Origin of the sequence: Pantoea phosphatilytica (assembly GCF_051025615.1) — a bacterium.
Lineage (GTDB): Bacteria > Pseudomonadota > Gammaproteobacteria > Enterobacterales > Enterobacteriaceae > Pantoea.
The window spans coordinates 487,408-499,937 of sequence record NZ_JBPFDF010000001.1 but is presented as its reverse complement, the minus strand read 5'-3'; the positions used below and the strand labels follow the sequence as shown (position 1 = coordinate 499,937).

Here is a 12,530-nt window from a genome sequence, read left to right as displayed (position 1 = left end):
CACTACTCCGCCGCGCCATACTTCTCCAGCAGCGCGGCGGCGATCGCAGCAGTTTCTGCGTCCGGCAGACCGCGATAATCCGCAGGCCGGAAATGCATCTGAAACGCGGCGATCACCTTCTGCGCCTCACGCGCGCTCATCCCGGCGGAAGCCGGATAGCCATAGCGTTGCAGGCGCGCCAGTAAGGCGTCAGCCGGCACCGCGGCATGCGGATCCTGCCCGGCCAGATAAAAGGCGACCCGGCTGGCGTCGGGCCAGGCACCGATGCCGTGCTGCGCCAGCTGCTGCCAGGGAAACAGCGGTCCCGGATCCTGCTTGCGCTGCGGCGCTATATCACTGTGGCCGACAATGTTTTCCGCCCCGATACCGTAGCGCTGCGTAATGTCGCGCAGCAGCGCCTCCAGCGCGGCGATCTGCGCAGCGGTAAAGGGCTGCCACTCCAGTCCCGTCAGGGTCCGGCGATAGCCCCGGTTGACCAGCTCAATGCCAATCGAGGTGTCATTGATGCGGGTGGCCCCGCGCCAGAAGCTGGGACCGGCGTGCCACGCGAGCTGCTGCTCCGGCACCAGCTGCCAGATGATCCCTTTTCCGGCGCGCTGCGGCGGATTACGCGGGATAAGATAGTGGGCGCTGACCTCACGATCGGTGAGAGTTGCCAGCGATGAGGAGAAATCCTCAGCGGTATAGTGAACCACAATCACTTTCACCCGCGGCCGCGCCCCCTGGGCCGGATAACGCTGATCGGCCCAGTAGCCTTCACGGGATTCCATTCCGGCGTGGCAGCCTGCCAGCAGCAGCGCCAGTATCAGCAGCAGGCCGCGTTTCAACGGATAATCACCGCCGTTCCGGTAACGCTGACCATCAGCATGCTGCCCTCTTTGCCCACCGTTTCGTAGTCGATATCAATACCGACCACCGCATTTGCGCCCAGCGATTTAGCCTGCTGCTCCAGCTCCTCAAAGGCGATCTCCCGCGCTTTGCGCAGCTCCTTCTCATAGGCACCGGAACGGCCACCGACCACGTCGCGGATGCCCGCAAAGAAATCGCGGAAGATATTGGCACCCAGAATCGCTTCACCGGTGACCACACCGCAATATTCGCTGATGCTGTGACCTTCCAGCGTGGGGGTTGTTGAAAATTTCATCCTATTCTCCTCGTTGAAAACCGGACCAGGGCTCTTTCGACTAAAAAGCACGACTATACTCTATGCTAAAAAGGGCACCTTGCCAGAGAACCATAAGGAAATCGAGATGAGAAACAATGCGTTTGCGCTCCTGATCCCAGCGGCGCTGCTGCTCAGCGCCTGTACGACCGTTGAGCCCGTGACAAAGGATAATGGCCCGCGTACCGCACCCTGCATCGAAGGCGGTCCTGACCAGGTGGCCCAGCAGTTTTACGACCTGCGTATCGCGCAGCCTGTCCAGGGGGTGCCTGACAGCAACACCCTGGCAAAATATCGCCCTTACCTGAGTGATGCGCTCTACCACTCGCTGCAGACCGCCAGCAGTGGCACCGTGGGCGCACAGTGGCGCAACGGCGATCTCTTCTCCAGCCTGTCACAGGGTCCGACGGCGGCCAGTGTGGCTGACGCCTCCACCATCCCGAACCGCGATGCGCGCAATATCCCGTTGCGGGTCGATCTGAGCCGTGACGGTAAAAAGTGGCAGGATGAAGTGCTGATGATCCTCCAGGGCAGTTGCTGGGTCGTGGATGACGTGCGCTATATGGCTAATCCTGCTCACGCCACCGGCGGCAGCCTGAGCCAGATGCTTGAGCAGGCGAAAAAATAATCTCCGGCCTGACGCTCAGACAAGCGCAGCTGCCCTCCGGCACTGCGCTTTTTTTGTGTCTGTCATCCGTCGGCGGCCCCGCCATGGCGTCAGACAGCGCACGATATTGTGCTAAACTTTAGGTGTTCAGGACTGTTTTACAAATTTTAACCCACCTTATTTGCATAACTATTCTGGTGACGTTAAAATCCGCGACACTAATAGCTATTCAAATCTGGCGCATGAGTATTCAACTAAACGCAATAAACTGCTTCTACGGTGCTCATCAGGCGCTGTTCGACATCAACCTTGAGTGTCCGCAAGGCGAAACGCTTGTGCTGCTGGGTCCCAGCGGTGCCGGGAAGAGCTCCCTGTTACGGGTGCTTAACCTGCTGGAGCAGCCCCGTTCAGGTCAGTTGCAGATTGCCGGCAATCAGTTTGATTTCAGCCAGAAACCCTCTGACGCCGCGATCCGCGAACTGCGGCAGAATGTCGGCATGGTGTTTCAGCAATACAATCTCTGGCCGCACCTCACCGTGCTGCAGAACCTGATCGAAGCGCCCTGCCGGGTCTTAGGCCTCAGTAAAGGTGAGGCCCACGCCCGCGCCGACAAGCTGCTCGATCGTCTGCGTCTGACCCCTTACAGCGATCGTTTTCCGCTGCACCTCTCGGGTGGTCAGCAGCAGCGTGTGGCGATTGCCCGCGCACTGATGATGGAGCCGCAGGTGCTGCTGTTCGACGAGCCGACCGCCGCGCTGGACCCTGAAATTACCGCACAGATTGTCAGTATCATTCGCGAGCTGGCCCAGACCCGTATTACCCAGGTGATCGTAACCCATGAGGTGGAAGTGGCCCGCAAAACGGCCAGCCGCGTCGTCTATATGGAGAACGGTCATATTGTGGAACAGGGCGATGCCAGCCGTTTTACACAGCCGCAAACCGAGGCGTTTGCTCACTATCTTTCGCACTAAGTCAGGATGCTAAAAATGAAAAAAATGGTACTTGCTGCACTGCTTGCTGGTTTCAGCCTGAGCGCCACAGCGGCGCAGACGATTCGTTTTGCGACCGAAGCCTCCTATCCTCCTTTTGAGTTCGTGGACGCTGACAACAAGATTCAGGGTTTTGATGTCGATCTGGCCAATGCGCTCTGTAAAGAGATCGACGCCACCTGTACCTTCACCAACCAGGCGTTCGACAGCCTGATCCCAAGCCTGAAATTCCGCCGCTTCGATGCGGTGATGGCGGGCATGGATATCACCCCGGATCGCGAAAAGCAGGTGCTGTTCACTAAACCTTATTACGACAACTCGGCGCTGTTTGTGGCACAGAAAGGCAAAGTCGCCAGCGTTGACGCGCTGAAAGGCAAGCGTGTCGGTGTGCAGAACGGCACCACGCATCAGAAATACCTGACGGACAAACACAGCGAGATCACCATCGTTCCTTACGACAGCTATCAGAATGCGGTGCTGGATCTGAAAAATGGCCGTATCGACGCGGTATTTGGTGACACCGCCGTGGTCAACGAGTGGCTGAAGAAGAACCCTGCGCTGGCCGCCGTTGGCGACAAAGTGACGGATAAAGCCTACTTTGGCACCGGCCTGGGTATTGCGGTCCGTACCGGTAACACCGATCTGCAGACGAAATTCAATGGCGCGCTGGATAAGATCAAAGCCGACGGAACCTACAAAACCATCTACAGCAAATGGTTCCAGCAGTAATTCCTGATGAATGAAATGATGACCCTCGCAAGCGCCGCCGGTATGACCGTCGGCCTTGCTGTTTGTGCTCTCATCGCTGGCCTGGTGCTGGCGATGATTTTCGCTGGCTGGGAGTCGCTGCGCCTGAAACCGCTGGCGTGGGCAGGCACCGGACTGGTGACGCTGATCCGCGGCCTGCCGGAAATCCTGGTGGTGCTGTTTATCTATTTCGGTGCCTCGCAGCTTCTGCTCACTCTCTCCGACGGCTTCACGCTCAACTTCGGGCTGTTTCAGCTGCCGGTTCAGATGCAGATCGAAAACTTCGATGTCAGTCCCTTCCTGTGCGGTGTGATTGCGCTGGCGATGCTCTATGCGGCCTATGCTTCGCAGACCCTGCGCGGTGCCCTGAAAGCGGTGCCGGTGGGACAGTGGGAGTCGGGTCAGGCGCTGGGCATGAAGAAGTCGGCCATCTTTATGCGACTGATTATGCCGCAGATGTGGCGTCACGCCCTGCCCGGTCTGGGCAATCAGTGGCTGGTGCTGCTCAAGGATACCGCGCTGGTGTCGCTGATCAGCGTGAATGACCTGATGCTGCAGACCAAAAGTATCGCGACCCGCACCCAGGAGCCCTTTACCTGGTTTCTGGTGGCCGCTGCGATCTATTTAGTGATTACCCTGTTAAGCCAGGCGGTGCTGCGTCGCATCGAACTGCGCACGACGCGGTTTGAACGGGGGAACAGCTGATGCTCGCCTATCTGCCCGAACTCCTGAAAGGCCTGCACACCAGTCTGACGCTGACAGCCGCCTCGCTGATCGTCGCCCTGCTGCTTGCGCTGCTTTTCACCGTGGTACTGTCCCTGAAAACGCCGCTATTTTCGCCGCTGGTCAAAGGCTTTATCACGCTGTTTACCGGCACGCCGCTGCTGGTGCAGATCTTCCTGATCTACTACGGGCCGGGACAATTCCCCTCGCTGCAGCAGGTGCCGTGGCTGTGGCACTTACTGTCGCAGCCGTGGCTCTGTGCCATGCTGGCACTGTCGCTCAACAGTGCCGCCTACACCACGCAGCTCTTTTACGGAGCCGTGCGCGCCATTCCGGCCGGACAGTGGCAGTCGTGCGCGGCGCTCGGCATGAGCCGCAAAGATACGCTGCGCATTCTGCTGCCCTATGCATTTAAACGCGCCCTCTCCTCCTACTCCAATGAGGTGGTGCTGGTGTTTAAGGGCACCTCGCTGGCCTACACCATCACACTGATGGAAGTCATGGGCCACGGTCAGCTGCTCTATGGCCGCACCTATGACATCACGGTCTATGCCGCAGCAGGTCTGATCTATCTCTGCGTTAACGGCTTGCTGACGCTGATGATGCGACTGATCGAGAAGCGCGCCCTGGCGTTTGAACGTCGTCACTGACAGGCGGGCGGGATCCCCCGCCCTTTTTCGCCTGAAAAATCACACCAATTGCATAGAAATTCATTTTATGGCAGGGTATCGCCTTCTCTGGCTGACCTCATCACAGGACTCATAAAATGAAAAAATGGATTATCGCCGCCGCACTGGTTTCCCTTGCTATCAGCGCCCAGGCCGCCGAAAAAATTCGCTTTGCCGCTTCAGCGACCTATCCGCCTTTTGAATCGCTGGACCAGGAGAATAACCTGGTGGGATTCGACATCGATCTGGCCAAAGCCCTGTGTCAGCAGATGAAGGCGGAGTGCTCCTTTACCAACAACGCCTTCGACAGCCTGATCCCGTCACTCAAGTTCCGCCGTTATGACGCGGTGATCTCCGGCATGGATATTACCGCCGAGCGCAGCAAGCAGGTCGATTTTACCCAGCCCTATTACGCGAACTCCGCCATCGTGATTGCCCCCAAAGATAAATTCAGCAGCTTCGCTGACCTGAAAGGCAAGCGTATCGGCGTTGAGAACGGTACTACCCACCAGAAGTACCTGCAGGATAAGCATCCGGAAGTGAAAGTCGTGGCGTATGACAGCTATCAGAATGCGATTCTGGATATGAAGAGTGGCCGGCTGGATGGCGTATTTGGCGACAGCGCAGTCGTGAATCAGTGGCTGAAGAGCAACCCGGAGCTTGCCACAGTCGGCGATCATGTGACCGATGCAGACTATTTCGGCACCGGCCTGGGTATCGCCGTGCGCAAAGGCAACACCGCGCTGCTTAATGAGTTCAATCAGGCGCTGGCTGAGCTGAAAACCAGCGGTCGCTGGCAGCAGCTTAATCAGAAGTGGTTCCCGGAGTAATGTCAGGCCGCGCCCCATGCGGGCGCATGGCCGGCTCAGTGCTGACGGCGGGTTAACAGCGTCAGCACTTCAAAATGGGCGGTATGCGGAAACATATCGAACAGCTGCACCCTGGTTATCTCATAGGCGTCCAGCCGGGCAATGTCCTGCGCCATCGTCTGCGGATTGCAGCTCGAATAGAGCAGATAATCCGGGGCCATCTGGCTCAGATAGTGACACAGCGCCTCACCAATCCCGCGACGAGGCGGATTCACCAGCACCAGCTCAGGCACCGCATCACGCGTGGTCGCAAACGCTGTGGAGTCCAGCGCCGCAAACTGCACCTTTTCCAGCCCCAGCATCTCAGCGGAACGCCGGGCGCATTTGATCGCCTCGGCGCTAATTTCGATACCGGTCAGCGTCATCTCCGGTGTCGCACAGTGCAGACCGAAACCGCCCACGCCGCAGAAGAGATCCCACATGCTGCTGACCGGCAGCGCCCGCACCCAGTCACGCGCGGTGGCATAGAGGGCGCTCGCCACCTGCGGGTTGGTCTGAAAGAAGCTCTGCGGCCGGATCCAGAGCGGCACGCCGTTGAAGTTCTCCGGCAGCGCCTGGGCGGGCGTCAGCGCAATCTCCTCATCCCCTTCCAGAATCGCCATATGCACCGGCTGAATATTGGCCGAGATCACCGTCAGCTGTGGCAGCTGCTGCTGCAGCCACGGCAGCGCGGCGCGCAGCTGGTCCAGTTTGGCGGCCGAACGCAGAACGAAGCGCAGCATCACGCCCCCCTGCTGACTTTCGGTGATCAGCAGGAACTTCAGTTCGCCGCGTCTGCGTGCCACGTTATAGGGTGTCAGCCCGGCCCGGGCGATAAACGGCTTCAGCGCCGCAAAAAGTGGCTGAAAGGAGGCGGGATAGAGCGGACATTCGCAGAGGTCAACGGCCTCGCCATCGGGCCGGACCAGACCCAGCACCGGCCGCTCGACGCTGCCGCTGACCACCATCTTGGCTTTATTGCGAAACGCCTGCTGCGGGGACGCCACCGGCGGCAGCCAGGCCGCGACCGGCTGCCCGGCCAGTAGCTGCGCCAGGATTGCCTGTTTGTCGCTCAGCTGCGTGGGATAGGGTTTTTCCAGCCACTGACAGGAGCGGCAACGGTTAGCGTCATAAAGTGCGCAGTGCATGGTAAAGCCTTAACGATCGGGTCGGGCGGAGCGCGATTCTATCACCGCTTTCCGAAAAATGCGCGGCTGCTGGCGGGCAGAAACAGCAGCATCAGCACCAGCAGATCGGGGATTTTCTGCGCCAGCGTGTGGTGGATGATCTGGACGTTATTGTCGCCATGAATACTGAATATCTCCGGATAGATCCCACCCAGCGAGGCAAACAGCATGTAGATCAGCACAATCACCTGGGTCGCCACATAGCCCCAGCGTCCACGGTTACTGCCGCGCATCAGGGTAAAGGCGCAGCGCAGCTCAAACAGGAAGATCAGCTGGCTGGCAATAAAGATCAGGGTTGCGTCCCAGGACTGGGCGCTGCGGTGCACAAAGTTGGCGAGTTCGCTGTAGCCCAGCTCGTTTGCCAGCATCAGAACGCTCAGGCAGCGGGTCGCAATAATCGCAATGCCCGCTACCGTCACCGGCACCGGCGCGCTGTCCAGCGTAACGCTGCTTTTGAAGATGTCTGACATAGTCCCTGGCTCCACCGGATCAAAAAACGGGCCGGTTAAACCGGCCCGTTCATATAGTGGCAAAGGTTAGCCATTTCAGCCACGTTTAGCTTTCTGAATATCGCTTAAACGTTGCTTTTCTTCGTGTGCCATAAACCGCCAGGCGATAAAACCGACAAGGCCGACCACAAACAGGATCAGGGAAGCCAGGGCATTGATTTCCGGGTTAACGCCGCGTCGCACGGTGGCGAAGATTGCCATCGGCAGCGTGGTCGCCCCCGGCCCGGTGACAAAGCTGGCGATAACCAGATCGTCGAGCGACAGGGTAAACGCCAGCAGCCAGCCGGTGACAATCGCCGGGGCAATCATGGGCACCGTTATCACGAAAAAGACCTTCAGCGGGGTGGCACCCAGATCCATCGCCGCCTCCTCAATTGAGCGGTCCAGCTCACGCAGACGCGAGTTGATCACCACCGCCACATACGCCGTACAGAAGGTGACGTGCGCCAGCCAGATGGTCAGCATACCGCGTTCAGACGGCCAGCCAAAAGCGTTACCCATCGCGACAAACAGCAGCAGCAGCGACAGGCCGGTGATGACGTCGGGCATCACCAGCGGCGCGGTCAGCATAAAGGCAAAGCCGTTGTGCCCGCGAAAGCGGCCAAAGCGCACGATGATCACCGCCGCCAGTGTGCCGAGCACCACCGCCATCGTCGCGGAAAGCCCGGCGATGCTCAGGCTCAGCAGCACCGCATCGATCATCGCGCTGTCCTGGAACAGCACCTTATACCAGTGGAACGAGAAGCTCTCCCACACGGTCACCAGCGGTGAGCTGTTGAAGGAGTAGACCACCAGCAGCAGCATCGGCGCATAGAGAAACAGAAAACAGCAGGCCAGGATGGCGGTCCGCCAGGGCGAGCGGATGGTGGGCAGATTAGTCATGCCTTCTCTCCCATTTCACGGTTTTGATGCTTGTGGAACCAGATAATCGGCAGAATCAGGATGAGCAGAATGATCACCGCCAGCGCCGAGGCCACCGGCCAGTCGCGGTTGTTAAAGAACTCCTGCCACAGGATACGGCCAATCATGATACTGTCCGGCCCGCCCAGCAGTTCCGGGATCACGTACTCCCCCACCGCCGGAATAAACACCAGCATCGAGCCGGCAATAATACCGCCTTTGGTCAGCGGCACGATCACGCTGAAGAAGGTCTTCAGCGGGCGCGCACCCAGATCCAGCGACGCCTCCACCAGCGAGTAGTCGATGCGGGTCAGCGCGGTGTAGATCGGCAGCACCATAAACGGCAGATAGCAGTAGACGATACCGATGTAGACTGCGGTGTTGGTGTAGAGGATCACCAGCGGATGGTCGATCACGCCAAGCCACATCAGGAAGCGGTTCAGAATCCCGTTGTTATTCAGCAGCCCCATCCAGGCGTAGACGCGCACCAGAAAGGAGGTCCACGACGGCAGGATCACCAGCAGCAGCAGAATGGTACGCATCGACGGCTTGCTGTGCGCCACCGCCCAGGCGAGCGGATAGCCAATCAGCAGGCAGATTACCGTGGAGATCGCCGCCACTTTCAGCGACTGCAGATAGGCGTCGATATAGAGCGGATCGTCAGTCAGCGTCAGATAGTTGCCGAAATTCAGCACGATGCTGAACTGGTCGTCGGCCCAGCTCACCAGCTCGGTGTAGGGAGGAATCGCTCGCGCAATGTCGGCGAAGCTGATTTTCAGCACCGTCAGAAACGGCAGCAGAAACAGCAGCACCAGCCAGACATAAGGCAGGGCGATGACCAGTTTGCGGCCATGCTGCATTTTAACCCGCGTGGCCCAGCGCTGCAGCGGCGTGCCAACCAGGCGGGCAGGCGCTTTGGCGCGTTGAAAAATCTGGCTCATAGCCGCTCCTTAAACCGTCAACACCACGCAGCTGTCGCTTTCCCAGCAGAGACGTACTTCATCTCCCCAGGTCGGCAACCCTTTGCGATAGCGATGCGCGTTCTGCAACTGTGCGCTGATCATCTGTCCGCTGTGCAGACGAACATGGTAGATGGAAAGATCGCCGAGATAGGCGATATGCACCACTTCACCCACCGCAAAGTTACAGCCGTCGGCAGGCACCTCTTCGCACAGCATCACTTTTTCCGGCCGCAGTGCGACATGCACCGGCACGTTATCCACCACGGAGACATCGGAGTCGACCTTCAGCGGATGCATCAGGCCGGGACTGTCGATCACCAGGCCATCCGCCTGACGTTCGCGCAGTAAGCCTTCGAAGACGTTCACGGAGCCGATGAACTCCGCACTGTAGCGGCTGGTCGGATGCTCATAGATCTCCTCCGGCTCGCCAATCTGCACGAACTTACCGCGATTCATAATCGCGATGCGGCCTGCCATCGTCATCGCCTCTTCCTGGTCATGGGTCACCATCACGCAGGTAGCGCCGACGCGCTCCAGAATATCGACCACTTCGAGCTGCATCCGGTCACGCAGTTTTTTATCCAGCGCGCCCATGGGTTCATCCAGCAGCAGCAGCTTAGGGCGTTTCGCCAGGCTGCGGGCCAGCGCCACACGCTGACGCTGTCCGCCGGAGAGCTGATGCGGTTTACGTTTCGCATACTCCTGCATGTGCACCAGCGCCAGCATTTCGGCGACGCGGCTGGCGATCTCCCCTTTCGGCAGCCGATCCTGCTTCAGACCAAAGGCGATATTCTGCTCCACGGTCATGTGGGGAAACAGGGCGTAGGACTGAAACATCATGTTAATCGGGCGCTGATAGGGCGCCACATGCGACAGATCCTGACCATCCAGCACAATCTGACCGCTGGTGGGCGGTTCAAAACCGGCCAGCATGCGCAGCAGGGTCGATTTTCCGCAGCCCGAGGCACCCAGCAGCGCGAAAATCTCACCTTTGTAGATGGTCAGGCTGACATCATCCACAGCGTGCTGGCCGTCAAAGGATTTGGTCAGGTTGCGAATTTCCAGCAGGGGCGTTAATGCCTTTGCGGTTTTATGGTGAGGACGGGGAATAGCATCGTTCACAAAGGGTTCTCTCCGGAGCCAGGCGGAACATGGCGGCAAAATCCGCCGCTAAAAATGGCACAACAGAGGCCGACACTGCGCCTCTGTTGCTGATGCGTGACAGGTCAATCCGCTCGGGACGAACTACTTACCACTTTTTACTTTAGTCCATGCGCGCGTACGCACACGATCCAGTTTTGGATCCTGGACTTTCAGCACAAACAATTTCGACATCGCTTCCGGCGTCGGGAAGATACCCGGATTGTTGCGGATGTCGGCGTTGATCAGCGGCAGCGAGGCTTTGTTGCCGTTGGCATAGTTCATTTTGTTAGAGACATCAGCGATCACTTTCGGATCCATGATGTAGTTGAGCCAGGCGTAGGCACCGTCCAGATTTTTCGCATCTTTCGGGATCGCCATCATGTCGAAGAAGGCCAGCGCCCCCTCTTTCGGCACGCTGTAACCCAGATGCACACCGTTTTTCGCGGCATCGGCACGGTTTTTCGCCTGCAGAATATCGCCTGACCAGCCGATCGCTACGCAGATGTTGCCGTTCGCCAGATCGTTAATGTACTGCGACGAATGGAAATAGCGGATATTCGGACGCAGCTTCAGCAGCAGATCCGTGGCCGCACCGGAATAATCTTTTGCATCGGAAGTGTTCGGATCTTTGCCGAGATAGTTGAGCACCGTAGCGAAGATCTCCTCTGGCGCATCCAGGAAGGAGACACCACAGCTTTTCAGCTTCTCCAGGTTTTCCGGCTTCAGCACCAGATCCCAGCTGTTGACCGGTGCATCCGCGCCCAGCGCGGCTTTCACCTTGTCGATGTTGTAGCCGATGCCGGTGGTGCCCCACAGATAAGGGATGGCATATTTGTTACCCGGATCGTGCTGCGCGACTTTTTCCATCAGCGCCGGATCGAGGTTTTTGTAGTTCGGCAGTTTGCTCTTATCCAGCGGCTGGAAAACGCCAGACTGCAGCTGACGCGCCAGGAAGCTGGAGGATGGCACCACCACATCGTAGCCGGTGCTGCCCGCCATGAGTTTGCCTTCCAGCACTTCGTTGGAGTCAAACACATCGTAGACCACTTTAATACCGGACTGCTTTTCGAAGTTCGGCACCGTGTCTGGCGAGATATAGTCGGACCAGTTGTAGACATGCAGCGTTTTATCTTCCGCCATGCTGCTGGCCGAGGTGGCCATCAGCGCAGCAGCTACCACAGCTGACAGCCATTTCTGACGTGAGTTGAACATATTTTCCATCCTCCTGAGCGGGTCATTACAACGCTGCAAATCAGAGATCCCTGCATTGCGTTCTGTACAAGACGTCAGTGACACAATGAATCATTATTCAGCGGGAGTTTAATATCAAAAACCTATAGCCGGGGCGAAGTTACGCGCCTGTTACAGCCCCGCAAGCATAGCCCCCCCGGTCTGGCTGTACCAGACCCCAGCGTAAAAAACGCCTGAAACCGATATTTTATGCATGTTTGAGCTATGAGGTTCGGCTTTGATGGCATAAACCACGACAAATATCTGGCATTAAAGGGCAAAATGCAGAATAAAAAAAGGCGACGGCGGGCGGCGGGTATAAAAAAGCCGTCTCGTGGACGGCTGAGTGGATGACAGTGTCAGGCTTAGTGCAGCACGGAATGGACGCTGGTCACCGGAACGTGCTCCTCTTCTTCGCCGACAATCAGCAGATTGTTGGCAAAGGCTTCCAGGATCACCATAGAGATCTGCTCTTCGCTCTGTTTCATAAAGTGCGAGAACTGACCAAAGGTCAATCCGGCAGTCGTGACCATAGACTGACAGACAATGAGCTTCGGCAGATTGTCATCCTGAATGTCGATAAACGCTTTTACCGTCAGTGAACTGGCGTTGATTTGCGACAAATCGCCGACCAGCGGGATCAGCGCCGTCGGTTTCACTTCCGCCAGCGCCGAAAAGAGAATGACGTTGTCGACCAGATCGATTTTGGCGTCAAACACCCCATCGAAGTTTTGCATGTGTGGCAGATGAAGTGCCTGACAGGCATCGCATTCGAACCAGGTGATATTTTGCTGATCCAGCCAGCGACGCAACAGGTCGATATCCGGAACGACAAGAGAATCCATCGTAAAATCT

Annotated in this window: 15 protein-coding genes; 6 read left to right on the top strand and 9 right to left on the bottom strand. The window is 57.9% G+C overall.

Annotated elements, in window-relative coordinates:
• Positions 1-2: 2 nt before the first annotated feature.
• Both ACR6AS_RS02630 and ACR6AS_RS02625 read right to left on the bottom strand, forming a co-directional pair.
• Positions 3-827, bottom strand: a complete 825-nt coding sequence (locus tag ACR6AS_RS02630) for an N-acetylmuramoyl-L-alanine amidase (RefSeq protein WP_111141230.1) — start codon at positions 825-827, stop codon at positions 3-5.
• On the bottom strand, positions 824-1,144 hold the full coding sequence (locus tag ACR6AS_RS02625) for a heavy metal-binding domain-containing protein (protein WP_111141229.1): 321 nt from the start codon (positions 1,142-1,144) through the stop codon (positions 824-826). Before ACR6AS_RS02625 ends, ACR6AS_RS02630 begins: the two co-directional genes overlap by 4 nt.
• A 106-nt stretch (positions 1,145-1,250) precedes the next feature.
• Here ACR6AS_RS02625 and ACR6AS_RS02620 point away from each other — a divergent pair, with 106 nt between their 5' ends.
• The 6 genes from ACR6AS_RS02620 to ACR6AS_RS02595 all read left to right on the top strand — a co-directional run bounded on the left by ACR6AS_RS02620 (position 1,251) and on the right by ACR6AS_RS02595 (position 5,726).
• Complete coding sequence (locus tag ACR6AS_RS02620; protein WP_434161047.1) at positions 1,251-1,790, top strand: lipoprotein; 540 nt, start codon at positions 1,251-1,253, stop codon at positions 1,788-1,790.
• Between the two features lie 221 nt (positions 1,791-2,011).
• On the top strand, positions 2,012-2,740 hold the full coding sequence (gene artP, locus ACR6AS_RS02615) for an arginine ABC transporter ATP-binding protein ArtP (protein WP_111141227.1): 729 nt from the start codon (positions 2,012-2,014) through the stop codon (positions 2,738-2,740).
• A gap of 15 nt (positions 2,741-2,755) precedes the next feature.
• Positions 2,756-3,487, top strand: a complete 732-nt coding sequence (gene artJ / locus ACR6AS_RS02610; protein ID WP_111141226.1) for an arginine ABC transporter substrate-binding protein — start codon at positions 2,756-2,758, stop codon at positions 3,485-3,487.
• A 6-nt stretch (positions 3,488-3,493) separates the two neighbouring features.
• Positions 3,494-4,210: an arginine ABC transporter permease ArtQ gene (gene artQ / locus ACR6AS_RS02605; protein WP_111141225.1), complete on the top strand. Its 717-nt coding sequence runs from the start codon at positions 3,494-3,496 to the stop codon at positions 4,208-4,210.
• Positions 4,210-4,878 carry an arginine ABC transporter permease ArtM gene (gene artM, locus ACR6AS_RS02600; protein WP_111141224.1) on the top strand — a complete coding sequence of 223 codons (669 nt, stop codon included), beginning with the start codon at positions 4,210-4,212 and terminating at the stop codon, positions 4,876-4,878. The genes artQ and artM overlap by 1 nt, the downstream gene beginning before the upstream one ends.
• Before the next feature lie 116 nt (positions 4,879-4,994).
• On the top strand, positions 4,995-5,726 hold the full coding sequence (locus tag ACR6AS_RS02595) for an arginine ABC transporter substrate-binding protein (RefSeq protein WP_111141223.1): 732 nt from the start codon (positions 4,995-4,997) through the stop codon (positions 5,724-5,726).
• A gap of 35 nt (positions 5,727-5,761) precedes the next feature.
• Here ACR6AS_RS02595 and rlmC read toward each other — a convergent pair whose 3' ends face one another.
• The 7 genes from rlmC to ACR6AS_RS02560 all read right to left on the bottom strand — a co-directional run bounded on the left by rlmC (position 5,762) and on the right by ACR6AS_RS02560 (position 12,520).
• Positions 5,762-6,892 (bottom strand): 23S rRNA (uracil(747)-C(5))-methyltransferase RlmC, encoded by a 1,131-nt coding sequence (rlmC, locus tag ACR6AS_RS02590; RefSeq protein WP_111141222.1) that lies wholly within the window; start codon positions 6,890-6,892, stop codon positions 5,762-5,764.
• Between the two features lie 41 nt (positions 6,893-6,933).
• Positions 6,934-7,401, bottom strand: coding sequence for a YbjO family protein (locus ACR6AS_RS02585; RefSeq protein WP_111141221.1), 468 nt, complete (start codon positions 7,399-7,401; stop codon positions 6,934-6,936).
• 75 nt (positions 7,402-7,476) lie between these two features.
• Positions 7,477-8,322: a putrescine ABC transporter permease PotI gene (gene potI, locus ACR6AS_RS02580; RefSeq protein WP_111141220.1), complete on the bottom strand. Its 846-nt coding sequence runs from the start codon at positions 8,320-8,322 to the stop codon at positions 7,477-7,479.
• The gene (potH, locus tag ACR6AS_RS02575) at positions 8,319-9,281 is read right to left on the bottom strand and encodes a putrescine ABC transporter permease PotH (RefSeq protein WP_111141219.1); all 963 of its coding nucleotides are present in this window, start codon (positions 9,279-9,281) and stop codon (positions 8,319-8,321) included. The genes potI and potH overlap by 4 nt, the downstream gene beginning before the upstream one ends.
• A 9-nt stretch (positions 9,282-9,290) precedes the next feature.
• The gene (gene potG / locus ACR6AS_RS02570) at positions 9,291-10,424 is read right to left on the bottom strand and encodes a putrescine ABC transporter ATP-binding subunit PotG (protein ID WP_111141218.1); all 1,134 of its coding nucleotides are present in this window, start codon (positions 10,422-10,424) and stop codon (positions 9,291-9,293) included.
• A gap of 123 nt (positions 10,425-10,547) precedes the next feature.
• Positions 10,548-11,657: a spermidine/putrescine ABC transporter substrate-binding protein PotF gene (gene potF / locus ACR6AS_RS02565; RefSeq protein ID WP_434161042.1), complete on the bottom strand. Its 1,110-nt coding sequence runs from the start codon at positions 11,655-11,657 to the stop codon at positions 10,548-10,550.
• Positions 11,658-12,040: 383 nt separating this feature from the next.
• Positions 12,041-12,520, bottom strand: a complete 480-nt coding sequence (locus ACR6AS_RS02560; protein ID WP_111141217.1) for a YbjN domain-containing protein — start codon at positions 12,518-12,520, stop codon at positions 12,041-12,043.
• Positions 12,521-12,530: the final 10 nt, after the last annotated feature.